The following is a 21,090-nucleotide window of genomic DNA, read 5'->3' as shown; positions in this document are numbered from 1 at the left end:
GCTGCGATATTCAGGACGTTTGCGTATGACGATAAGGGTAGCGTTTGTTTCGCTCCTTCTTCTCTCGGCTCCTCCCCTTGCCGAGGCTCAATCCCTTCCGGATATGGGCCCGATCCCGTTCGCACGTCCAGATGCCGTGAATACGCCAGCTGCCGCTATCGATGCATTGACAAACGCAGCGGCCATCCGGCCCAACGTGATGAGTGCTCCTGACGTACAATCCGCCAATCAACGCGCGTTGAGTGCGGGGCTCGATGCGCTTTCTGCCGGCGATCCTGCAACCGCTCGCAGGCTGCGCGATCACATGAAGGAGAAGAGTCTCGAACGACGGATTCTGACCTGGGCACTTGCGCTTTCGGCGAGCGAAACGTTTTCGAGCGCTGAGATCGCTGCGACCGCCAAGGCGTTGAGGGACTGGCCCGGCATGCTCACACTGCGTGAGCATGCGGAGCGTGCATTGTACCGCGAAAATCAACGACCGCAGGTCGTGGTGAGCCTGCTCGGCGACACGGTTCCTTTAACTTTCGAAGGCACCGTCGCACTTGGCCAGTCCTATCTGTCTCTGGGGAACAAGGAGAAGGCACGGGCGCTGGTTGCCGGGTTCTGGCGCGAGGCAAAGCTTGATGCCACGAGCGAGACAGCTTTTCTGAGCACTTTTGCCGACCTGCTTTCCGAAACGGATCATAGGGTCCGCATGGAGCGAATGTTGTATGAGGCGCGGGTGCGCTCGGCCGAGCGCGTTGCCCCGCTGGCCGGGGGCAAAGCGCTGGCCAAGGCATGGGCTGCGGTTATTCGCGGCGATCGGAATGCTCAAGCCCTGCTCGACGCCGTACCAGAGACGGAGCGCAGTGCTGGATACATTTTTGCCAAAGCACGCTTTCTGCGTCGCGCCGGACAGTTCGATGAAGCTGCAAAGCTGATGCTGACAGCGCCACAGGACGCCCAAAGCCTGATCGATCCGGACGAATGGTGGGTGGAAAGGCGCGTGCTCTCACGTGAACTTCTGGATATCGGAGATGCCGAGACGGCCTACAAGCTTGCCGCTGCCCATTCTGCCGAGAGCCCTTCCCGTGCCGCCGATGCGGAATTTCATGCGGGTTGGTATGCTTTGCGAGCGCTGAAAGATCCAGCGAAGGCTGCATCTCATTTTGCGAAGATCGCTGCTATCGCGGAGGGGCCGATCTCGAATGCGCGCGCCAATTACTGGCTGGGGCGAGCAGTGGACGAGGGAGCGCCCGGTGATGCCACGGACCATTACGAAGAAGCGGCGCGCTTCGGCGCAACGTTTTATGGGCAGCTTGCGACAGCCAGACTTGGCCGAACCACGCTCGCCGCCGAGGCGCCGGAGCCGTCGGATGAGGATCGTCGCCATTTTTCCGCCCGAGAGATGGTGCGGGCGATCAAAAGCCTAGAGCAGACAAACCATGTGTGGCGCGCGGGCAGCCTCTATCGGAAACTCGCGGAAACTCTTGAAAATCCGGGAGAACTGACCTTGCTTGCCCGGATGGCCGAGGCACGTGGCGACTACACCACAGCACTGCGGGTCGGAAAGATCGCCGGCGGCAGGGGACTTGAGATCGGTGCACTGGCGCATCCCGTGGGTGCAATCCCGCAAACCGCTGCCATCCCCTCCGCCCGTCAGGCGCTCGCTTATGCAATTGCCCGGCAGGAAACCGAGTTCAATGCCGCTGCCGTTTCACCGGCCGGTGCGCGCGGCTTGCTTCAACTCATGCCTGCAACAGCCCGGGAGATGGCCCGCAAAAGCGGCCTCCCCTATTCTCGTGCGCGCCTTACAACGGATCCAAGCTACAATGCCACTTTGGGTGCTGCGTATCTGGAAGAGCAGCTCTCACGTTTCAACGGTTCCTATATCCTCACCTTTGCGGGCTACAATGCCGGCCCAAGCCGGGCGAGTGAGTGGATGGAGCGGTATGGGGACCCTCGTGGAATGCCGGTGGAGGACGTGGTCGACTGGATCGAACGCATCCCCTACTCGGAGACGCGGAACTATGTTCAAAGGGTGATGGAGAACCTGCAGGTCTATAAAATGCGGCTTACCGGTCGGTTCGATGTCCTCACCGACCTCTCAGCCGGGGGATAAGGCGCATCAGCCCCAGCCACGCGTGCCCGCCTGTTGATTGCGGCAGCGCAGGTCATTTCGTCCTCGATCCACGCCTATTGAAGATAAATTCGGCCGATCTGTCCCAATACGCTATGTACACACAGGTTGAGAGTGGCAGTGCTGGCCGGCGAAGGGGGATATCGTGGCTGACAACGGTTTTCGCGATGTGTTTTATTCAGCACAGGATGGCCTGAAGCTGCATGCACGGGTCTATGGCGAAGGCAATTCGGGTCTGCCCGTGGTGTGCCTGCCCGGCCTGACACGCAATGCCCGGGATTTTCACGCACTCGCAGAAAAACTTTCTGCTGAAGGGGCCGGGGCGCGCAAAGTTATTGCCTTCGATTATCGCGGGCGTGGCCTTTCCGATTACGACCGGGATTGGCGGCGCTATGACGTGGCGGTGGAGGCCACCGATATCGTTTCAGGGCTTGTGGCACTGGGGGTGGAGCACGCGGCATTCGTGGGCACCTCGCGGGGCGGGCTCATCATCATGGCTCTGGCAGGCACGCGCCCCACTCTCATCAAAGCTGCAATTCTCAATGATATCGGGCCCGTTGTGGAAGGAGATGGTCTTGCCCAGATCCGCGCTTATCTTCAGCGTGCTCCCGCCCCTGCCACACTGGCCGAAGCGATCGAAATCCAGAAATCCGTGCACGGTGAGGCTTTTCCGGCGTTAAACGACAGCGACTGGGAGCGCTTCACCGCTGCGCTTTACAAGGAAGAAGAGGGGCGATTGCGCGCCGATTTTGATCCCAATCTGTTGAAGCCGCTAAAGGCCATCGATCTGGACAAGCCTTTGCCAACACTCTGGCCACTTTTCGACGGGCTGACAGCCATACCACTCCTGACGTTTCGCGGAGAAAACTCCCGCCTCCTCTCGAGCCGCACTCTCGGGGAAATGGCCGCCCGGCACCCGGCAATGCAGCAAATCGTGGTGCCCGGACAGGGCCATGCGCCGCTTCTGGAAACCGGGAATCTGCCGAAGGAAATCTCAGCCTTTATCAAACGTGCGGAGAGGTCGCGCTAAACTGGGAGGAGACGAAGGCATTCTTCTGCCTTCGTCTTTTCTTGATGAACGTCGCAGACTCATAAAACAGGACTAAGCCCGCTTCGTGGTCCCGGATTTCGCACAACGCTCCAGAACTCCGACACAGGGGTCCAGATCACCAGTCGCCAGGTGGGCATAACGCATGGTCATCGTCAGGGTCTGGTGGCCGAGCCACATCTGGACACGGCGCAGATCAATGCCACCTTGTACGAGACGTGACGCGCAGGTATGGCGTAACACATGCGGCACCACCTGGGTATCCTGAGACAGCCCCACCTCCGCCTTAGCCTCATTCCAGATAACGCGGTATTGCGCCTGCCGCAGCATTGCGAAAGGTCCCTTGTGACCATCTTTGGGGATGTCTGTCACTTGCTGCGCACGTTTGGTCAATGGAACGGAGCGCGCACGCGCGGATTTGGTGATCCAAAAGCTCGCCCGCCCCTCGCTGACGTCGTTCCAGGTCAGACCAATGGCTTCTCCAAGACGACAGCCGGTGTCGACCAGAAACACCGAGAGCCGCCAGGCGTCCTCGCTGCGCCTGCGAATCGCGGCAAAAAGCATCTCTTCTTCATTGCAGGAGAGGAAACGGATACGCCCAGAGCGCTCCTTCTGACGCCGAAATTCCGGCAGGCTATGAATGTCACCCATCTTATGCGCTTTCCGCAGAAGCTTGCTAAGCGCGGCCATCTTTCTGTTGATGGTCGCGTTGCTGTTTCCGCGGGCGCGCAATTTTCCGATCAGTTCATCGAGCAGGCTTTGCTCGAACGCGCTGAATCGTTTCCCCAACAAGAGCTCGTCCAGCTCTCCGATGAAGAAGGTGACATTATATTTATGCGTGCCAGGTTCCCAAAGTATGTCTCCATACTTTGCGAAGAGTTCTTTTAAACTATACTCAGAAACGAGACGTAAATGCTCGTTACCGAACGTGACGGAGTAGCGAGACCTGGAAAGGCCCCACTCGCTGTCAGGACTGTTGACCGCCCCCATGTCAGGTCACGTCCTGGGCGTTTTTGTCAAATGCGTGTTCGGTAAAATTCTGAGTTGTGAACCACCCCTCCGAGATAGAAATTCTCGAGTTCCCCAAGCTATTATTGTCCCCAACGAAGGGGACTAGCACTCGCAACTTAGGCCAGTCCAGAAAAAAAAGCATTTTTTTACACTTACTTATGGCCCCGCCCTAATGAGCCCCTGACGGCGGGTAATGGTTTCTCCTTCCATGGAGTGTTCAAAAAAAAGAAAAACTCGCTCTCGAAAGAGCCTGGCTGAAGGTCTCGTTAAACCCTGTCACCCGAAGCATTCGCGCTTGACGCGCCCGCTACCAACGAGCCCTCCAAAGCCAAAACCCGGCAGATTGCTCTGCCGGGTTTCGTAGTCTTAGCCGGACTTCTTAGAAGTCACGCTGGAAGCGGATGAAGCCGCTCCAGTTGTCTTCGTTGCCAGCCGGCGTGTCGAGCTTGCCGTAGTTGACAGCGAGCTTGGTGTTGAAGTTCTCAACGATCTCGTAGTCAACCGTGAGACCTGCGCTGAGGAAGTTCACGTCGCCACCTGCGAGCGAGGAGACAAAGTCGTTGCCGACATTGTCATAGTACTGAGCGCCGATAGACGCTTTCAGCTTCGGCGTGAACTTGTAACCGATCAAACCACCGATCGACCACTCCGAGCCGAAACGGATCGTGGACGGGATGCCCGTGCCAGTCACGTTGAACGGATCGGTCGAGTAGAAGTTGATGCCGCTTTCGTAGGTGGCAATTGCCTCTGCCCACAGACGGTCGGTGAGGTTGGCCTTCACGATAGCCTTAAGAGCGAACTCTTCTGCGGTGGCATCGTAAGCTGCCCACAAGTCAGCAGAGCCCCAGCCCTGAGCGATACCGACCTTACCAACGACGTTCGGGGTGTAGTCGTAGTTCGTGTCAGCCTCTTCGAGAGCGAGCGTGGCGGTTACGCCATTGCCTGCTGCGAAGGTGTAGCTGATGAAGTGAACGCGATCACCACCACCGCTATCGAATTCGCCGGACAGACCCGCATCATAGAGCGTGTCAGACAGACCCATGGAGAGGCCGCCGAGCGAAATGATTGCCTGCTGCAGGCCGAGGCTGGAGCCAACGCCGAGCGACAGAGCGTCACCGTCGTTGACACCGGCAGCCGGAAGCGGACCAGCAGTGGTCAGCCACGGAGTAGCAGAATCCGGAGCATAGCCGGTATGGTTGCTGTCGCCACGAAGCTTGATGAATGCGCCAAGCGTGCCGTACTCGGTCTCGGAACGAGCGTCGAAGTTCACTTCTGCGCGTGCAAACTTCTTCCAGCCGTCGTCGTTCTCATCCCAGTTGATCTGGTAACGGACCATACCGCTGATGCGGAGGCAGGTCTCGGTGCCGGGGATGTAGAAGAAGCCTGCGCCGTAGACGTCGCAAACGCGGACATATTCCATCGGCTCCGGCTCGGGGACGACGATCGGGTCGGCCGCCTTGGCGCCGGTCGCAGCAGCTGCGAGAGCTGCGGAGCCAATCAGAAGGCTCTTGAGTTTCATGTTCTGACCTCCAGTCAGAATCATGAAAAATCAGTGATGTGAGCGCCTGGATTGCCGTCGAAATTCGACTAAACTATTGAAAAGTATGGATAATATGAAAGGCGCAGAGCGCACGGCCGGCTCGCCGCCACTCGGTTCTGAAAAACTCTGAAGGAAATGAATGGCGGAGAGGATGGGATTCGAACCCACGAGACCCTTTTGAGGTCTACTCCCTTAGCAGGGGAGCGCCTTCGACCACTCGGCCACCTCTCCGGCGAGACGCTGGATAAAGAAAAGCGACGGCACAATCAATACGGCATTCGAAATTCGATGCTTTATTATAAGGAAAATGTGCCGCGCCAGGCGCACGCGCCAAAGAAGCCGATAGCTCGGTGGGAATCACCCTGGAGGCGAGCCAGGCGTTCAGGCGATGATTCCCACCTGAAAAAGCTCGATTCGCCGCAAAGCTACGGTAAAAGCCACGCTCGAAACGTGTTGGTTATGCCCTTATCCGGCTCCCAAATGTTAAGAAAGACTTACCCGGCGGCTCAGATCGTGTCATTTGTGCAACAGCCATTCCGGATAGACGACCGCAAGGGGTGCTGCCCGCGTAATCGCGGTTGAACCTGGCGTCCCCATGAGTAATGTCAGGCTCGGAAAGGGGGCGCGAAAGCGCGAACTTTTCTTTTCTTGGGGATGGGGCAGGGAACGCTGTCCTTCAGCAAAATACCCAGACCCGCATTTAGAACTTTGACTGGAGGTCAGAACATGAAACTCAAGAGCCTTCTGATTGGCTCCGCAGCTCTCGCAGCTGCTGCGACCGGCGCCAAGGCGGCCGACCCGATCGTCGTCCCCGAGCCGGAGCCGATGGAATATGTCCGCGTTTGCGACGTCTACGGCGCAGGCTTCTTCTACATCCCCGGCACCGAGACCTGCCTCCGCATCAGCGGTATGGTCCGTTACCAGATCGGTTATGGTGATGGCGACTTCTCCGAGCAGGACGGTTGGGACAAGTATGCTCGCGGTGAGCTGAACATCGACGCCCGCTCCGAGACCGAGTACGGCACGCTTGGCGCATGGATCAAGTTCCGTGGCACGAGCTCCAACAGCGACGCGAATGCAACCGTTGGCCTGAACGACGGCGATGCCTACTCGCACGGTGTGACCAGCTCGGGTGTGAACCTGCAGCAGGCAGTGATCTCGCTCGGCGGCCTCTCCATGGGTATGTCCGACTCGATCTGGGACACGGGCCTCCATGGCGAGCAGGACCGCGGCTACTTCCCGTATGGTCGCGTTCACTTCATCGGCTACAACTTCGCAGCTGGCAATGGCGTCACCTTCGCCGTCATGCTCGAAGAAGCTGATGACAACTACGACTGGACGCCGAACGTCGTCGGTAAGGTCGGCATCGCTCAGGGCTGGGGCTCCGCAGACCTCTATGCCGCTTACGATGCAACGGCTGAAGAATTCGCGATCAAGGGTATCGTCAAGGCGAACCTCACCGACCGCTTCTTCATCCAGGCTCTGGCGCAGTACGAAAGCGGCGTGAGCTTCTACTCGGCCAACCCGTTCGACGGCATTGCCGACGTCGTCTACGGTGGCGTGGAAGTTATGCCGGGTGCAGAATGGTCGCTCGCAGGCGTTATCGGCTTCAAGGCTACGCCAAAGCTGACCGCATCTCTTGGTGGCGCGTACTATAGCGAAGTCGGTCACGACGTTGTGTTCACTGACGTCAATGCCTGGAACATCGGAACGACCATCGACTACGAGATCGTTGAGAACTTCAACGCGAAGCTCGCAGTCAACTACACCAAGTTCGACGGCGTTGTTGATGGCGTCGCCGATCCGGACCAGTGGCACGGCTTCCTGCGCTTCCAGCGCGACTTCTAATCAGAAGAGCCGTACAGCTTGAAGCGGGGCCTGGCATCAGCCGGGCCCCGTTTTTATGCGCGCTGTTTTTGCTCACCGCTGCAAAGGCGATTTCACACTTGCCGGGCTTGATGTAGGGTCGCCGCGTTCAATCAGAGAAAGCACAGACCAGATACGGCCTATGACACGACGCCCACCGCTTACCCCGCTTGCGCACTCCCTCCCCTCCACCGTGCCCTTTGTGGGGCCGGAAACCCAGGAGCGTGCCGCCGGCCGCCCTTTTCGCGCCCGGCTCGGTGCAAACGAGAACGGTTTCGGCCCCTCTCCCCGCGTTCTGGACGCCATTGGGAGCGCGGCACACCATGTCTGGAAATATGGCGACCCGGAAAGCGCCGATCTGCGCGCTGCCCTGGCCAAAGAGCATGGTGTCAAGCCGGAGAATATCGTCGTGGGAGAAGGCATTGATGGGCTCCTGGGCCTTGTGGCTCGCCTCTTCATCGAGCCAGGGACACCGGTCGTCACATCGCTCGGCGGCTACCCGACCTTCAATTATCATGTGGCCGGCTTCGGTGGGCGGCTGGTAACCGTTCCCTACGCAGGTGATTACGAAAACCTCGAAGGTCTGCGCGATGCCGCGATCGCCGAAAATGCGCCACTGGTTTATCTCTCCAACCCCGACAATCCGATGGGCACATGGTGGAGCGCGGACGATATTCAGCAATTCATCGAATCGTTGCCCGAAACCAGCATGCTGATCCTCGACGAAGCCTATGGAGAAACGGCACCGGCAGATGCTCTGCCCCGTTTCGAGCCCGACCGGCCCAATGTCCTGCGCATGCGCACCTTCTCCAAGGCCTACGCGCTGGCCGGCATGCGCTGTGGCTACGCGATCGGAGAGCCTGAGACCATCCGGGCATTCGATAAGATCCGCAATCATTTCGGCATGCCGGGTATCACTCAGGCGGCGAGCCTCGCCGCGCTGCAGGACAAGGCTTATCTGCACGAAACGCTTGATCGCATCAACGCATGCAGGAACCGGATCGCCGCGATCGCCACGGCGAATGGACTGGTGGCAATCCCATCAGCCACGAACTTTGTTGCCATCGACTGCGGCGGCAAGACAATCGCAGAGGCTGTGATGCAGGGACTGCTTGAACGCGACGTGTTTGTGCGCAAGCCGGCGACACCGGGGCTCGACCGCTGCATACGCGTCAGCGTCGGCCCGGATCATGAAATCGACGTGTTCGAAGAGGCTTTCGCCGAAGCGCTGAAGGCGGCGCACAACCGGATCTGAGAACGCCGAAGTCCATGGACCGGCAACTTCTCAGTCCTGCGGGAAAAGGGTGAAAGTGGGGGCAATCCGTCCTTTGACTTTTCGTTTTGGCTCGGTGCCCCTCACCCCGCAAGGTTTATCACGCAGCCAGCGCAGCGCGCGTCTTGCCAATCATGAGGGCGGCTTTGGCAGCCTCTCGTCCCTTCTCGACAAAATGTTCGCGATAGATCGCGGTATGGTGGTCGGTGGGTTGAAAGTGATGGGGCGTGAGCGAGACCGAGAGAACAGGCACACCCGTGTCGAGCCCGGCCCGCATCAGGCCGTCGACAACAGCCTGCGCGACGAAGTCATGACGGTAGATCCCGCCATCCACGACGAGAGCCGCGGCAGCAACGGCGGCATAGCGCCCGGAGGCCGCAAGATCGCGCGCGACGAGCGGCAGTTCGAAGGCTCCCGGCACATCAAACACGTCCACCTGGCTGGCCGGAATGAGTTCGCAAAAGCCTTCAAGCGCGCGATCGACAATATCGGCGTGCCAGTTGGCCTTGATGAATGCATAGCGGGTGTGTGTCATCGTGATCTCCTTTCGCAACGGACACGTCACCCAAGGCGATCACGAGCGATGACCGGTTGCCGGAATGCCGGCACACGGAGATCGCGCGTTCTCTTCCATCCGGACTGTCACCGTCGGCTCAGGAGTTTCACCTGATCTGCTGACCCTTCCCGCAGTCTTGCGAAAAGGCGCTCGCGGGCTTACGGCCAGTGCCGCTTACCGCCGGTGGGGAGTTTCACCCCGCCCTGAGAACAGCGCGAAGATAAGCACACGGCCTGCCGACGGCAAGCCGCAAAATGCGCGTTGACGGTGTGTCTTTAAATGCGGCGGAGATGATTGTCCCATGCAGGCGCACCCGGATCGGTGACGCGAACAGTCTCAAGTGGCGCGTCCGGACCCGTGCGAACGATCGCGCCCCGTCCGCTGGTGCCCAGAAGACGATGATCTGCGAGTGGAGCGATCCCGCATCCGTCTTTGAGGGTCCGCTCGCCGAGACAGCGGCCTGTTTGAGCATCCCAAAAAACAGCCAATCCGCCGCGCGGCGACGAGGTGGCGACGATCTCGCCGGTCGAATCGGTTGCCACGGAGCCGATATAATTATCGAGCGCCTTCAAAGTTGCCTCTGGGCCAGGGAAAAGCTCAATCGTCTCCCCTCGGCGATGGCGGCCCACCAATGGCGGTCGCGCATCGTCTTCGCCCTGGTACTGGGCGCCGAACCAGACCGCGCCGAAGCGATCGAGTGTCATGTGACGGAGCGAGAGCTTGTGTAGCTCAGGCGCGAGTTCGGCCTGCTCGGTAATCTCCCCCGTCTCGAGATCGATGTAGGAAAGGCTCGGCTTCATGGTCGCAAGATTGAGCTTCACACGCTCGTAGTCAGGATGGGTGAGAATGCCCCCATTGGCGACACAGAGCGTTTTCCCATCTCCCAAGAGGATCACCTCGTGCGGGCCGATGCCGCCGGTCCCAAACTCACCGATGCGGCGGAACCCGGCGGTGGCATCGTAAAGGCCAGTGATCCCACGCTCGCCTTCAAAGTCATTTTCAGTCGCAAGCAGCAACTTCCCATCCGGAGTGAAGACCCCGTGACCGTAAAAATGCCTATCGGACGGCGGAGCGAAGGCGAGCGGCTCCCCTTTGCCATTAATCGAAAAGGCGATGGCGAAACGCCCCGGCGACCGCGCAAAGGCGACAGCGCGCCGCCGTGGCGCATCAATGGCGAAGGAGTGGCCGCGTGCCTCCAGCGGCAGAACGAGACGGTCGCGCCCGGTCGCATCGATCACGGCAGCTTCGAACCCGCCTGCATTGAGCCGGGCTCCAAGGAACAGCGCCTCTTGCTCCGCCATTGCGCGGTCGGGGCGGAACGCTGTTGCGGCGGCGGCCAGCGCGAGAAATGTCCGTCGATCAATCTCCATCGAGCGCATTGAACCCCATCACCAGTCCGAGTGCTCCCGAGAGCTCTCCATTAAGCGTGTGCTTCGCTCCCTCCATGGCAATCGTTGCATAGGAGATTCGCCCTCGGTCCTCCTCAGCCGAAAACGCCATCTCCGAAGCCGTTTCGACCGCAAGCAAAGCCTCGCGAGCGTGCGACAGATCGAAATTCACGCCGCGGCCATAGCCATTGACGAGATCAGAGTGGCCGTCGACGAAGCCAGCGGCTTCGATGAGTTTCTGAACACCGTCGATTTGGGCGGCGACGAAAGCGAAGGTTTGGCCGCTGCGCCAAAAGGGCGCGCGCTTTCCGCGCGCTTTCTCCGCGGTTTTGCCAAGAGCCGGGAGAAGCTCGGCATTGCGGGCGAATTCCAGAGCCGTGCCGGCGGCCTTGACGATTTCTCCCGCCACTTCGGCCTTTGAACGGTAAGGATCTCGGTCGGCCGCAGGCGAGATGAAAGAATCGCGGAACGATGTCCCTTCGGCCCAAGCCGTTTCCAGCTGCGCGGCGATCTCTGCAACGTTGTTGGCGATCGCCACCGCATAGTTGCAACGCCGAGCGTCGTCAGCCAATGCGTCTCCGCCTGTTCCAAAGAGCACGTAATCGAGTGCCGGCAGGCCCTGCAGGGCGACGCTTTGATCAGCAAGATCGCTCGGTAACGGCTCCTCTGCGGCAAGCAATCCCTGCACCTGCCGTAGTGTTACACCGCGCGGGTCCGGCCAAAAGAATACGCGCTCGAACCGGTTTTCCGCCACCAACGGCCCAAACCGCAGCACGGAGACATGTGCAAAAGCCGAAAGCGTATCGGAAAAGCCTGATCGCGCTGCGTCGAGGTCACCTGCAGAGCCGCTTTCACAGGCCGCGCTCAGGGAGGTCGCAAGCGAGCTGCTCGTTTCGTCGAACCGCGCGAGCGCGGGCGTGACGTAGTTTTCCAAAACCCTGCTTCCGATCTCCGGAGCGATCGTATCTGGTTCATCCTGCGCGAGGGCCGGCAATGTCAGCAGACACATGGCGAAAACGGATTGGAAAAGGCGGGCACACATCAAAGGTCTCCGTAACCAGATTCTTTGTGCTGGCTGTTCTTTGTGCTGGCTGTCGCACCGAAGGGAGAGGAGATGTGCGAGGGCTGGCGGGAAGCCGGACACTGGCTCCCCTTTCGGCTTACTCTTCCAGAAAGCGTGGAGCAAGGGCATCACGTCACGCGCGATGAAAGTTGATCACGCAGGACAGGAAGCCGGAGGCCATCATAACCGGTGAGCGCATCTGCATGCCACAGCCCATTCAGCACCGCCTCCTCCGCCGCCTCGACTGCGGCACATAGAAACGGTTCAAGCCGAGCCTCGCCAAGGCGGTCGACCGTATCGATCTCACTGTCGATGGACAAACGGTTGGCGGTGGAAAATGCAATGGCTATATCGCCGCTTTGATCGCCCCAGTAACTGCCAAGCCGCCCCAGTGCGGCCCCTGCTCGCCGCGAAAGCCTCGAGAGCTGGCGCGAATCAAGCGGTGCATCCGTCGCGTAGATAACGATCACCGAGCCTTTGTCGGATGGGTCACGACGCCCGGCTTCGGGCGTAGCGATGCGCTTTCCCAGAACGCGTAAGTCGCCAGGCCGCCCAAAATTGGACAGGACCAGCGCGCCGATGATGTGTTCCCTACCGGACGGCAGAGCCACGCGTCGCGAGGCGCTGCCGATGGCTCCTGCAAAGCCGAACGTCCGCATTCCTGTACCGGCCCCCACAGTGCCTTGTGCAAACTTCGGCCTGGCCGCAGAAATGGCCTCGACGGCCATGGCTTCCGTTACAGCCAGAGCCTGAATGTCACTGACGCGTCCGTCATTGCATTCCAGAACAAGCGGGTTGACCGTGGCGCGACTGCGACCGATGTCCGGGTTTTGTTCAATCGCCCCGCGGATCAGCGCCGTAGTGCAGGCGGCGACACCGAATGTGTTGGTCAGAAGGATCGGCGTTTCGATACGCCCAAGCTCAGCAAGTTGCAGGAGTCCCGCGCTCTTTCCAAAGCCATTCAGCACGGCAAGTCCGGCCGAAACGGGATAGCGGAAGAGGTCCGCATCGTGGGGCACCACGGCTGTGACCCCTGTCCGCGCCGTGCCCTCCAGACAGGTTGCATGGCCAACGCTCACGCCCGGCACATCAGCGATGGTGTTGGCGGTGCCCGCAGGCAGGTCCCACCAGCTATCCGTGTCTTGAGCCACGGACCGGATCGAGAAATTCATATGAATGCCCCTGTCATGAATCGCCAGCATTCGACTAGATTAGCCGTCTGATTTCCAGTCCTGTGAACCCTCGCCTGCCAAGCATGGCGCTTGCAAGCCCATCGCGTGCGTGCGATGTTAAGGCAGCGTCCGGGCGACCCGCCCAAGCGGCCATGCTGCCAGACGACCAACCACCTCTCCCAACTCCGAATGACTGAAGCAGAGCCTTCGCGCCTGCAGGTGGTTTTCTTCTCCATTTCCAGACGTTCGACCATCCTTATCAACGCACTTCTGGGGTTATCCATGCCTTCAAGGCTTTTTCTGCCAGTGCTTGCACTGGTCGTCTTCTTCGTCGGTGCGACGGAATTCATGATCGCGCCTATCCTGACACCCATAGCGTCGGCTTTTGATGTGTCACCCGCTGCAGCTTCCTGGCTGATCTCCGGCTACGCCCTTTCCTATGCGATTGGAGCGCCGATTATCGGCCTTCTCGCCCACAAGATCGACAGGAAGCAACTCCTGCTCTGTGCGCTGGCGCTCCTCGCAGCTGACGGGCTTGCGGTTGCCTTTGCGCCGACGCTTGGTTCTGCCATTCTCCTGCGTGTGCTTGGCGGAGCGGCAGCGGCGGCGCTCATCCCCGCCACTTTCGCTCTGATTGCCGACCGATTGCCTGATGCGGACCACGCCCGGGCCATGGGGCTCGTCATGCTGGGCATGACGGCCGGGATTGCACTTGGTCCGCCACTTGCCGGTGTTCTCACACAAATGATCGGCTGGCGCACCCCCTTTCTGGCGAGCGCCGCCGGCTGTGTGGCGCTGATGCTGCCAGTCAATCTCATTCTGAAAACCGAAAGCCCCCCTCCGTTCAGGCGGGGCTGGCCCTGTTTCAAAGATCTCAAGAGAACTATTCTCATGTTAATTGCGGCCAAGGCACTTTGGAACGGATCCGCTGTTGCCGCTTTCGGTCTCAGCGGTGAATTTTTGCGTGAGCGATTTACGATCGACACATTTCAGACTGGTCTTTCGGTTGCCGCCTTCGGTATCGGATTGGCATTTGGGAACCTCTCAATCGGCATTGCCAAACAACTGTTAAGAGACGATCAGACATTGCTCCTCGGAGCCCTGCTTTTGCTTGCTTTCACCTTGAACCTGTTTCTCTTCGCACCGCTCCCGCTTTATGGGGCCATTCTATGCCTTGGAGGATGGGGTGTGGCGCTGGGATTTGCCGCACCGGCGAGCACGGCCATGATTGCTCAGCGCGCGGGTCGGGAAAAAGGGTTCCTCCTCGCGCTCTCCGAAAGCGCCAACAACCTCGCATTGCTTTCAATGCTCTCTGTCGCAGCACTCTTGCTGGAAGCATTCGGGGCTAAGGCTGCGGGCGCCACGCTCGGCATCGGCCTGTCCTTTGGTACCGGCCTTCTTCTCCTCTATATTTTGGTCCAGATCCGGGTTCGAAGATGTGCCGCTGGCTCTTGTGGGAGATGCCGGCGGGATTAGGTTTAATCTCTGCCCACCTTGCCGAAGTGGAGGAGATATGGGGCCGTTTGTGATCCTGGCCGGCGTGTTTGCTGTTTTCATTCCGGCGCTGATGCTGCCGGGACCGGATTTCATTGCCGTCGTGCGTTCCTCAATGACCCGCGGAACAGTGGCCGGACTGTGGACGACACTCGGCGTCTCGCTTTGCCTTGGTATTTACGCAGCCCTCAGTCTTGCTGGTCTTTCCGCGATCCTGATCGAATATCAATTGCTGGCGTGGGCGGTGCGCATCCTGGGCGGCTGCTATCTCATTTATCTGGGATTCAAACTGCTTTTTGCCCAGCCCGTACGACTGGAAATGAGGGATCACGGCGACAAGCCCAAGGGCAATCCGCTGGTGTTTGGTTTTCTGGTGACATCAACCAATCCCAAAGCGATTGTCCTTTTCACAAGCGTTTTTGCCACCGCGGTCACAGAGAGCACACCATTCTGGTTGATGTTGCTGATGGTCGTTCTTGTGATGGGAAGCGCTCTGGTTTGGTATACCATTGTTACGCTTTTCATGTCTTCAGCGCCGATCATTCGACGCTTTCAACACCTTCAGCATTGGATAGAGCGCGCCGCCGGCGTGTGTTTCGTGACCATCGGAGGCCGGATCCTTTCCGATGCACGCAATCCGGTAGCACCCTGATTTTTTGCAAGGTTCATAGATGGATATGGATGGCGCTGTTCTTCTCCTGGTCGATTTCCAACAGGCCTTCGATGGCCCTCCGTGGCCGCAACGCTGGAACAGGGAGGTCGACCAGAACGCGCTTGCCGTACTTGAAGCCTGGCGGAAGGCCGATCGGCCCATAATTCACGTACGACATGATTCCGTCGAAACCGGCTCTACGCTTCGCGCCGGCGAACCTGGCCATGCTATGCGCCCGGGGTTTACTCCGCTGCCTGGCGAGCAACTCGTGACAAAGAGCGTCAACTCGGCATTCATCGGTACCGATCTTGACCTCAGGCTACGCCGGCTTGGCGCGAAAACAGTGGTAACGTGTGGCATTTCCACCGACATGTGCGTTTCGACCACGATCCGCACAGGCGCCAATATGGGGTGGTCCATGCTTCTGGTGGAGGACGCCTGCGACTGTTTCGACCTTCCCGACGGACAAGGTGGAACAATCCCTGCAAAAGACCTGCATCGCGCCCATGTCGCTACACTCGGCTTTGAATTCTGCAAGGTCACGACAACCAAAGCGCTCCTGCAAACTCTTTGAAACGGCGCTAAAAAACTCTGGAACCTATTTCGGCCACTCCCGTTTTCTTCGCAACGGAGCCACCTGTGTCAACCGGGCACGACGGTATGGAGAACAGGGACGATTTTCCCGGTTTCCCGCCCTGGCATCAACGCATTGGCATACGTGCTTCTGTCCCGTCCGGGTGGCTCCGTTTTTCACCTCATCCCAAGCCGTGCTTTTTTGAGCGTGCAAGCAAACGCCCCACGTCTGCCTGGGTCTTGGATTTCTATTTGGGCCTTGAATTAATTGAACGTTCGTTTTATTAATTTCCCAAGGAGATCCCATGGCACGCACGACCGGTTCTGATGGAGAAAAAACCGAAGCGGCGATCCGCGACGCCGCGCTTGACCTGATCTCGCGTCTCGGTTTCGAGGCCATGTCCATGCGCCAGCTCGCGAGCCAGGTGGGCGTTCAGCCCGCCGCGCTCTATCGCTATTTTCCGACCAAGGAAGAACTGCTTTTCGCGCTCATGCGCGAGCACATGGAGAATCTGATCGTTTCCTGGGGGGAAGCGCGTCCTGTAGAAGGCACGATTGAAGAAAAGCCCGCAGGACGCCTCGCTGCTTTCGTTGAAAACCACATCCGCTTTCACCTGGCCCGTCGCAACTCCACTCACGTGAGCAATCTGGAACTGCGCAGCCTTTCCGAGAAACGCCTCAAGCGCATTCTCGATCTCCGCAGCCAGTATGAAGGCGAGCTCAGGAGCATTCTGACAGACGGCCAGCGCGACAGGGTGTTTCAGATTGACGATGTTTCACTGACCGCCATGGCGATCATCCAGATGATCACGGGCGTAATCGTTTGGTTTCGCCCTGAACTGCGGCTTTCTGAAGATGAAGTCGCTGCCAATTACCACACCATGACCATGCGCCTTGTAGGCGCTGTGATGTGATCGGAGGAGACCGATGTATACGGGATCGATGAATTTCGGACTTGGCGAGGACATCGACGCGCTGCGGGAGATGACCCACCGCTTTGCGCAGGAAAAGGTCGCGCCCCTCGCGGCAGCCATCGACGAAAGCAACGAGTTTCCCGCCCATCTCTGGCAGGAGATGGGGGCTCTTGGCCTGCTCGGCATGACCGTCGATCCCGATTATGGCGGCTCGGGCCTCGGCTATCTGGCGCATGTGGTGGCCATGGAGGAAATCTCGCGCGCATCCGCCTCGGTCGGCCTCTCCTATGGCGCGCACTCCAATCTGTGCGTGAACCAGATACGCCGCTGGGGAAATGACGCACAGAAGGAGAGGTATCTGCCCGCCCTGTGCTCTGGCGAGACAGTGGGCGCGCTCGCCATGTCGGAGACGGGTGCCGGTTCGGATGTGGTGTCGATGAAACTGCGGGCGGAAAAGCGAAACGACCGCTTTGTCCTCAACGGCTCCAAGATGTGGATCACCAACGGGCCCGACGCCGGCACACTGGTGGTCTATGCAAAGACCGATCCAAACGCTGGACCGCGCGGCATCACGGCCTTCATCATTGAGCGCGACATGAAGGGGTTTTCGGTTGCCCAGAAGCTCGACAAGCTCGGCATGCGTGGATCCAACACGGGTGAGCTGGTCTTCGAAGACGTCGAAGTGCCATTCGAAAACATGCTGGGTGAGGAAGGCAAGGGCGTCAACGTCTTGATGTCGGGTTTGGACTATGAGCGCGTGGTGCTGGCAGGCGGGCCAGTGGGCATCATGGCTGCCTGTCTTGACGTCGCGGCCCCCTATGTGCGGGAGCGGGAGCAATTCGGCCAGGCCGTTGGCTCTTTCCAACTCGTACAGGGCAAGCTGGCCGACATGTACACAACGATGAACGCCTGCCGTGCCTATGTGTATGCGGTGGCTGCCGCATGCGATCGCGGCGAGACGACCCGCAAAGACGCGGCGGGCTGCATCCTTTATGCGGCTGAGAAAGCGACACAGACCGCACTGGACGCGATCCAGCTTCTGGGTGGCAATGGCTATGTGAACGAGTTTCCAGCCGGGCGGCTTTTGCGGGATGCGAAGCTCTATGAGATCGGCGCCGGCACGAGCGAAATCAGGCGTTGGCTGATCGGACGCGAGATGATGTCGGAGGCATGAGAACCATGTCCCCTCCCATGCGTTGACCTCGGTCACACACATCAGGAGAGAAACCATGCCACTCAATGACCTGCAAAAGCGGCTCGCGGACGATGCAAACTCAGACTTTTCCGGTTTGAAAGCCCTGTTCATCAACACCACGCTGAAGCCGAGTGGCCGGGCTGCATCGCATACCGAAGACCTCATGCGAGATTCAATCGCCCTCATGGAGCGTTGTGGCGTTGCGGTCGACTATCTTCGCGCCGCCGATTTCAACATTGCCTTCGGCATCGCCCCAGACATGCGTGAAGAAGGCGCGCCGGCCGATGACTGGCCGGAAAAGATATGGCCGAAGGTCAATCAGGCCGATATCCTGGTGATCGGCACTCCCATCTGGCTTGGCGAGGAGAGCTCCATCTGCCGAGTGATCATAGAGCGGCTTTATGCCCATTCGGGTCAGCGCAACGCCAAATGCCAGTATATCTACTATGGAAAGGTTGGCGGAACGATCATTACCGGCAATGAGGATGGCATCAAACACGTGGCCAAAACCGTCCTCTATTCGCTGCAGCATATCGGCTACACCGTCCCGCCTCAGGCCGATTGTGGCTGGATCGGCGAAGCCGGCCCCGGCCCTTCCTATGGCGATGAAACCGAAGACGGAAACCGGGCCGGCTATGACAGCGCGTTCACGCGCCGCAACCTCACCTTCATGACCTTCAATCTCATGCACATGGCACGGATGCTGCGCGATGCGGGCGGCTTGCCAGACCATGGGAATCAAACCACGGATTGGGCATAATGCCTTTATTGCCGCAGGAGATCGCATGACCGTCCTTCAATCGCAGCTTTCCCTCTCTTCCGACAACTACAAGGCAAATTTCGACCGGATGCAGTCGCTGGTGGGCGAAATGGCCGAGAAGGCTGCCTTGATCGAGCGCGGCGGATCAGATGAAGCGCGGCAACGCCATCTCAAGCGTGGCAAGCTCCTGCCGCGCGAACGTCTTGCGCAATTGCTCGATGTGGGTGCCCCCTTTCTCGAGATCGGCCAATTTGCCGCCTTCGACATGTATGGCGGAGACATTGCTTCCGCAGGTCTGATTGCAGGGGTCGGGCGGATCGAAGGGCGCGAATGCGTCATCGTGGTCAACGATGCGACCGTGAAAGGCGGCACGTATTATCCTCTTACGGTGAAAAAGCATCTGCGCGCCCAGGAAATTGCGCTGGAGAACAATCTTCCCTGCATCTATCTGGTGGATTCGGGCGGCGCCAACCTGCCCAACCAGGACGAGGTTTTTCCCGATCGGGATCATTTCGGCCGCATCTTCTACAATCAGGCGAACATGTCTGCGAAAGGCATTCCCCAAATTGCCTGCGTGATGGGGTCATGCACCGCTGGCGGCGCTTATGTGCCGGCGATGAGCGACGAGACGGTGATGGTCAAGGGCAATGCCACCATCTTCCTCGGCGGCCCGCCGCTGGTGAAGGCCGCCACCGGCGAAGTGGTTACTGCGGAAGATCTGGGTGGTGCGGAGGTACACACACGCGAATCCGGCGTGGCCGATCACTACGCGCTCGACGATGAACATGCGCTCGCCATCGTGAGGCGCATCGTCAAAAACCTGAATCGAAAGAAGACCATATCGCTCGATCTTCGCAAACCGATTCCACCTGTATACGATCCGCGTGAGATCTACGGCATCATTCCCGCCGATACCCGCCAGCCCTACGATGTGCGCGAGGTGATCGCGCGCGTGGTAGACGGCTCGGAGTTCGATGAATTCAAGGCCAATTACGGCACCACGCTGATCACCGGTTTTGCCCATATTTACGGAATTCCGGTGGGCATTCTGGCAAATAACGGTGTTCTTTTCTCCGAAAGCGCATTGAAAGGCGCCCATTTCATCGAATTGTGCTGTCAGCGAAAGATCCCTCTTGTGTTCCTGCAGAACATCACCGGGTTCATGGTCGGGCGCAAATACGAGGCCGGCGGCATTGCCCGCGACGGTGCCAAACTGGTGACGGCGGTGGCGACAGCTCAGGTGCCGAAAGTCACGGCCATCATCGGCGGTTCATTCGGCGCCGGCAATTACGGCATGTGTGGCCGCGCCTATTCCCCCCGATTCCTCTGGATGTGGCCGAATGCGCGCATTTCGGTGATGGGCGGAGAACAGGCAGCCACTGTCCTTTCCATCGTCAAGCGAGAAGGCATCGAAAGGAAGGGGGGAAGCTGGAGCGCGGAGGAAGAGGCCGAGTTTCGCAAACCCATTCTCGAAAAATACGAGCGCGAAGGCCATCCGCTATACTCGAGCGCCCGCCTTTGGGATGACGGGATCGTCGATCCTGCAAAAACTCGGGAGGTTCTCGCTCTCTCCCTGGGTGCTGCGCTGAATGCGCCGATCCCCGACACAAAATTCGGCGTGTTCAGAATGTAGGAGACGGACAGGCAACGTCAGTTGCTGCGTTGCCGGTCGCCATTGATGAACTCCATAACGAGGCGGTGGACATTGCCGCCATCGCCCATTTCGACGCGATCGAACTCGCGGCTGCGCTGTCGCTGTTCCTGAGAGAGTCTTCCCAAGTGTTCCTGCAGTGTCGCGCGCACTTTCTGACACCCAGGATCATTCTCGGCCCGCAATCCGACCGACACGGCTTCGATCTGCTTCACCATGTCGGTAATGATCTCTCCATGGACGCGCTCGTGCGCCCTCACACCCTCGATGAAGCGCTCCCAGGCCAAACGTGTTTGCGATGACAGAGACCCGGATATCTGTGGCAGACGGTAGGTGATGATCAGTTTCGGCGTTGCTGAAGCCAGAACGCAGGCTCCATCCTTGCGTGGCTGATAATCGCGACGCCAGGTCAGTTTGAAATCCGTGTAGGCGATCACCCGGCGCACGCCCAATTTGGGGCCGTTCTCACCGATGGACTTGTAGAGATCGAGCGCCGTTGATCCAGAGATGGCGTAGGGTTCCACCCGTTCAATGGGCTTCCACTCGGCAAGTGCGGAACCGGGAAGCAATGCCGTGGCCGCGGTCAGGACGATCCAAGATATTTTGGCCAATTCCAATGCCCCCGTTTGTTACCAACGGCCTCTGCTGCAGTGCCGACATTCACGTAGCAGATCGCCAGGGCGTCTGGAAAGACGCCCTGGCGATCTGAATGTCCGAGATCTTTCAAGACACAACCTTGTCGAAATGAGGACATGTCTTCTTGCTTTCGAAAGCGGGTGCGGGCGCCTCCCCCCCACGAGCGGCGCCCGCTTCGG

The 21,090-nt window shown here is 59.2% G+C and carries 18 protein-coding genes, 1 tRNA gene and 1 riboswitch; of the genes, 11 read left to right on the top strand and 8 right to left on the bottom strand.

All coding sequences use genetic code 11. The features are described 5' to 3' along the window. Positions 1–25 precede the first annotated feature (25 nt). Positions 26–2,101, top strand: coding sequence for a lytic transglycosylase domain-containing protein (locus tag AC2CHD_RS13680; RefSeq protein ID WP_484554118.1), 2,076 nt, complete (start codon positions 26–28; stop codon positions 2,099–2,101). Between the two features lie 160 nt (positions 2,102–2,261). Further along, a complete protein-coding gene (locus tag AC2CHD_RS13675; protein WP_484554250.1) occupies positions 2,262–3,149 on the top strand; it encodes an alpha/beta fold hydrolase in 888 nt (295 codons plus the stop codon). Positions 3,150–3,221: 72 nt separating this feature from the next. Here the strand turns inward: AC2CHD_RS13675 and AC2CHD_RS13670 are convergent, their stop codons facing one another. From AC2CHD_RS13670 to AC2CHD_RS13660, 3 genes are all read right to left on the bottom strand, one after another. Further along, positions 3,222–4,157, bottom strand: coding sequence for a tyrosine-type recombinase/integrase (locus AC2CHD_RS13670; protein ID WP_229447413.1), 936 nt, complete (start codon positions 4,155–4,157; stop codon positions 3,222–3,224). A 400-nt stretch (positions 4,158–4,557) separates the two neighbouring features. Further along, on the bottom strand, positions 4,558–5,697 hold the full coding sequence (locus AC2CHD_RS13665; protein WP_484554117.1) for a porin: 1,140 nt from the start codon (positions 5,695–5,697) through the stop codon (positions 4,558–4,560). Positions 5,698–5,858: 161 nt separating this feature from the next. Next, positions 5,859–5,949, bottom strand: a tRNA-Ser gene (locus AC2CHD_RS13660). A gap of 495 nt (positions 5,950–6,444) precedes the next feature. On the opposite strand from AC2CHD_RS13660, the gene AC2CHD_RS13655 reads away from it, so the two are divergent. Both AC2CHD_RS13655 and AC2CHD_RS13650 read left to right on the top strand, forming a co-directional pair. Further along, positions 6,445–7,566 (top strand): porin, encoded by a 1,122-nt coding sequence (locus AC2CHD_RS13655; protein ID WP_484554116.1) that lies wholly within the window; start codon positions 6,445–6,447, stop codon positions 7,564–7,566. A 160-nt stretch (positions 7,567–7,726) separates the two neighbouring features. Beyond that, on the top strand, positions 7,727–8,839 hold the full coding sequence (locus tag AC2CHD_RS13650) for a pyridoxal phosphate-dependent aminotransferase (protein ID WP_484554115.1): 1,113 nt from the start codon (positions 7,727–7,729) through the stop codon (positions 8,837–8,839). Positions 8,840–8,957: 118 nt separating this feature from the next. Here AC2CHD_RS13650 and AC2CHD_RS13645 read toward each other — a convergent pair whose 3' ends face one another. From AC2CHD_RS13645 to AC2CHD_RS13630, 4 genes are all read right to left on the bottom strand, one after another. Beyond that, positions 8,958–9,392 carry a 6,7-dimethyl-8-ribityllumazine synthase gene (locus AC2CHD_RS13645; protein WP_229447417.1) on the bottom strand — a complete coding sequence of 145 codons (435 nt, stop codon included), beginning with the start codon at positions 9,390–9,392 and terminating at the stop codon, positions 8,958–8,960. An 83-nt stretch (positions 9,393–9,475) separates the two neighbouring features. Then, positions 9,476–9,628: riboswitch (FMN riboswitch) on the bottom strand. A gap of 60 nt (positions 9,629–9,688) precedes the next feature. Next, entirely contained in the window at positions 9,689–10,792 is a 1,104-nt protein-coding gene (locus AC2CHD_RS13640) for a DUF1513 domain-containing protein (protein WP_484554114.1), read from the bottom strand. Then, entirely contained in the window at positions 10,773–11,843 is a 1,071-nt protein-coding gene (locus AC2CHD_RS13635) for an imelysin family protein (RefSeq protein WP_484554113.1), read from the bottom strand. Before AC2CHD_RS13635 ends, AC2CHD_RS13640 begins: the two co-directional genes overlap by 20 nt. Before the next feature lie 149 nt (positions 11,844–11,992). Further along, a complete protein-coding gene (locus AC2CHD_RS13630; RefSeq protein ID WP_484554112.1) occupies positions 11,993–13,036 on the bottom strand; it encodes a P1 family peptidase in 1,044 nt (347 codons plus the stop codon). A 189-nt stretch (positions 13,037–13,225) separates the two neighbouring features. On the opposite strand from AC2CHD_RS13630, the gene AC2CHD_RS13625 reads away from it, so the two are divergent. The 7 genes from AC2CHD_RS13625 to AC2CHD_RS13595 all read left to right on the top strand — a co-directional run bounded on the left by AC2CHD_RS13625 (position 13,226) and on the right by AC2CHD_RS13595 (position 20,257). Further along, positions 13,226–14,512, top strand: a complete 1,287-nt coding sequence (locus AC2CHD_RS13625) for an MFS transporter (RefSeq protein ID WP_484554111.1) — start codon at positions 13,226–13,228, stop codon at positions 14,510–14,512. Then, complete coding sequence (locus AC2CHD_RS13620) at positions 14,490–15,182, top strand: LysE family translocator (protein ID WP_484554110.1); 693 nt, start codon at positions 14,490–14,492, stop codon at positions 15,180–15,182. Before AC2CHD_RS13625 ends, AC2CHD_RS13620 begins: the two co-directional genes overlap by 23 nt. 19 nt (positions 15,183–15,201) lie before the next feature. Beyond that, entirely contained in the window at positions 15,202–15,756 is a 555-nt protein-coding gene (locus AC2CHD_RS13615; RefSeq protein WP_484554109.1) for a cysteine hydrolase family protein, read from the top strand. 304 nt (positions 15,757–16,060) lie between these two features. After that, positions 16,061–16,669, top strand: a complete 609-nt coding sequence (locus AC2CHD_RS13610; RefSeq protein ID WP_229447424.1) for a TetR/AcrR family transcriptional regulator — start codon at positions 16,061–16,063, stop codon at positions 16,667–16,669. Between the two features lie 13 nt (positions 16,670–16,682). Next, entirely contained in the window at positions 16,683–17,843 is a 1,161-nt protein-coding gene (locus AC2CHD_RS13605) for an isovaleryl-CoA dehydrogenase (protein ID WP_484554108.1), read from the top strand. Between the two features lie 55 nt (positions 17,844–17,898). Next, complete coding sequence (locus AC2CHD_RS13600; RefSeq protein ID WP_484554107.1) at positions 17,899–18,624, top strand: flavodoxin family protein; 726 nt, start codon at positions 17,899–17,901, stop codon at positions 18,622–18,624. 25 nt (positions 18,625–18,649) lie between these two features. Then, positions 18,650–20,257, top strand: coding sequence for a carboxyl transferase domain-containing protein (locus AC2CHD_RS13595; RefSeq protein ID WP_484554106.1), 1,608 nt, complete (start codon positions 18,650–18,652; stop codon positions 20,255–20,257). Between the two features lie 17 nt (positions 20,258–20,274). Here the strand turns inward: AC2CHD_RS13595 and AC2CHD_RS13590 are convergent, their stop codons facing one another. Continuing rightward, positions 20,275–20,877, bottom strand: a complete 603-nt coding sequence (locus AC2CHD_RS13590) for a DUF922 domain-containing Zn-dependent protease (RefSeq protein WP_484554249.1) — start codon at positions 20,875–20,877, stop codon at positions 20,275–20,277. Positions 20,878–21,090 lie beyond the last annotated feature (213 nt).

The organism is Nitratireductor sp. ATLC21 (assembly GCF_057196525.1).
Note: the sequence above shows the minus strand (reverse complement) of the source record. Positions and strands in the feature narration are given on the sequence as shown.

Coding starts and splice junctions, on each gene's coding strand:
- AC2CHD_RS13605 (WP_484554108.1), top strand. CDS start 16,683: ATGTATACGGGATCGATGAATTTCGGACTTGGCGAGGACATCGACGCG.
- AC2CHD_RS13595 (WP_484554106.1), top strand. CDS start 18,650: ATGACCGTCCTTCAATCGCAGCTTTCCCTCTCTTCCGACAACTACAAG.
- AC2CHD_RS13630 (WP_484554112.1), bottom strand. CDS start 13,036: ATGAATTTCTCGATCCGGTCCGTGGCTCAAGACACGGATAGCTGGTGG.
- AC2CHD_RS13665 (WP_484554117.1), bottom strand. CDS start 5,697: ATGAAACTCAAGAGCCTTCTGATTGGCTCCGCAGCTCTCGCAGCTGCT.
- AC2CHD_RS13670 (WP_229447413.1), bottom strand. CDS start 4,157: ATGGGGGCGGTCAACAGTCCTGACAGCGAGTGGGGCCTTTCCAGGTCT.
- AC2CHD_RS13615 (WP_484554109.1), top strand. CDS start 15,202: ATGGATATGGATGGCGCTGTTCTTCTCCTGGTCGATTTCCAACAGGCC.
- AC2CHD_RS13610 (WP_229447424.1), top strand. CDS start 16,061: ATGGCACGCACGACCGGTTCTGATGGAGAAAAAACCGAAGCGGCGATC.
- AC2CHD_RS13680 (WP_484554118.1), top strand. CDS start 26: ATGACGATAAGGGTAGCGTTTGTTTCGCTCCTTCTTCTCTCGGCTCCT.
- AC2CHD_RS13640 (WP_484554114.1), bottom strand. CDS start 10,792: ATGCGCTCGATGGAGATTGATCGACGGACATTTCTCGCGCTGGCCGCC.
- AC2CHD_RS13600 (WP_484554107.1), top strand. CDS start 17,899: ATGCCACTCAATGACCTGCAAAAGCGGCTCGCGGACGATGCAAACTCA.
- AC2CHD_RS13635 (WP_484554113.1), bottom strand. CDS start 11,843: ATGTGTGCCCGCCTTTTCCAATCCGTTTTCGCCATGTGTCTGCTGACA.
- AC2CHD_RS13650 (WP_484554115.1), top strand. CDS start 7,727: ATGACACGACGCCCACCGCTTACCCCGCTTGCGCACTCCCTCCCCTCC.
- AC2CHD_RS13655 (WP_484554116.1), top strand. CDS start 6,445: ATGAAACTCAAGAGCCTTCTGATTGGCTCCGCAGCTCTCGCAGCTGCT.
- AC2CHD_RS13625 (WP_484554111.1), top strand. CDS start 13,226: ATGACTGAAGCAGAGCCTTCGCGCCTGCAGGTGGTTTTCTTCTCCATT.
- AC2CHD_RS13645 (WP_229447417.1), bottom strand. CDS start 9,392: ATGACACACACCCGCTATGCATTCATCAAGGCCAACTGGCACGCCGAT.